This is a genomic window from Blautia luti (genome assembly GCF_013304735.1).
In the GTDB taxonomy this organism is placed as follows: domain Bacteria; phylum Bacillota; class Clostridia; order Lachnospirales; family Lachnospiraceae; genus Blautia_A.
Window position 1 is genome coordinate 1 of sequence record NZ_JAAITI010000090.1, and the last position, 1278, is coordinate 1278.

Annotated in this window: 2 protein-coding genes and 1 pseudogene; all 3 read right to left on the bottom strand. The window is 40.2% G+C overall.

Annotation, left to right across the window (positions count from 1 at the left end; translation table 11 throughout):
- Positions 1-67: 67 nt before the first annotated feature.
- The 3 genes and pseudogenes from G5B06_RS18540 to G5B06_RS18550 all read right to left on the bottom strand — a co-directional run bounded on the left by G5B06_RS18540 (position 68) and on the right by G5B06_RS18550 (position 1224).
- Positions 68-211: a hypothetical protein gene (locus tag G5B06_RS18540; protein ID WP_173763262.1), complete on the bottom strand. Its 144-nt coding sequence runs from the start codon at positions 209-211 to the stop codon at positions 68-70.
- Positions 196-651: pseudogene (locus G5B06_RS19720) on the bottom strand (ketopantoate reductase family protein); the annotation flags it as partial. The gene G5B06_RS18540 and the pseudogene G5B06_RS19720, both read right to left, overlap by 16 nt.
- Positions 652-831: 180 nt before the next feature.
- Positions 832-1224 carry a YgjV family protein gene (locus tag G5B06_RS18550; protein WP_195567785.1) on the bottom strand — a complete coding sequence of 131 codons (393 nt, stop codon included), beginning with the start codon at positions 1222-1224 and terminating at the stop codon, positions 832-834.
- Positions 1225-1278 lie beyond the last annotated feature (54 nt).

Consider the following 1278-nt stretch of genomic DNA (forward strand, 5'->3'; position numbering starts at 1 on the left):
TCTGACCGTTGCTGAAAATTTGAAAATTGGAGAGATCGCATCCCAGTTATCTTTCGAGGCTTATTTCTCAGTACGCCAGTTTCCAGCTTACCGCCTGCTGCCTTGCATCCATAAATCTCTTATAAATACCTTCCTGCCTCATTAACTGCTCATGTGTTCCCTGCTGCACAATTCTTCCTTTGTCTACAACCACAATCTGATCTTCTTCCATTCTTTTCCTGCTCTCTCCGGACAGTTAGCTTCGTAATATGCATCTGCGATCGGCACCACCATGGCAAGATGACACAACTGCCACATATGCATATCCATTACTTTCTGATATGGTATATGAGCATGCCTCAATATCTTTGAAAATTGTTTTGTTCTTTCGGATCTATTTCCTGATATTTCTGCAAATGTTGTCGGTTGGATCATCCTTGGAGTGAATGCTGCATCAAGGATATCATCATCATTTATACTTCCACCAGCTCCAGGAAAAGCCGGTAATATTTTTCCTTTTCCAACAATGTCTTCCCATTAAAGCAATCCATTATTTCTTAAAGCCTCAAGTCTTTTACCTCTGGCATAAATACTTGTATCATAACCAGCTTCTGCGAATAAGGCGGCATACAAGGATCCAATCACACCTGCACCATAAATCAATATTCTCATAGAAATCTGCCCTCTTTTATATTGTCCTATAAATTGTCGCTGCAAATTATTAGCTGTGTCTAACTTTCGTTTTCTAAAAAACCGTGTGAAAACAAAACTGTAATTCCACACGGTTTTTTTCTTATACATTCAGTATATCACTTTTACCTGATTTATCAATTAGATTTTATCTCAATTTTATTATGCCTCAATCTCCAGAGAATCCATATTTTTCCACCCATAGCGAAAAATAGAGATCATCATAGACGCTTCACTGACTATTTCGTCCAATATTCCTGCCCAGGAGCCAACCGCAATATCATATATGATCCACAGTGGCGAATTGATCAGCATTCCGACTATACGGATTTTCCGTGCATTGCATGTATATCCACCTATCGTTGCCGCAATATTAGCAATAACCGGAAGCAGTGCCCACCATCCAGACCAGGTGAAGATCAGCGTTGTTACCTGCAATATACAAAGTACACAGCACATCCATCTTCCCTTTAAAAAATCATTTTTACTTCCCAGGCAAAATGAACGCACTGTATTCAATATATAGCTTATCCCGCCGGTCACCGCTCCTAACATTGACACTCCCCACAGCTAAAGCAGGGGGATTCTTGCTTCTCCCACTACTGCATT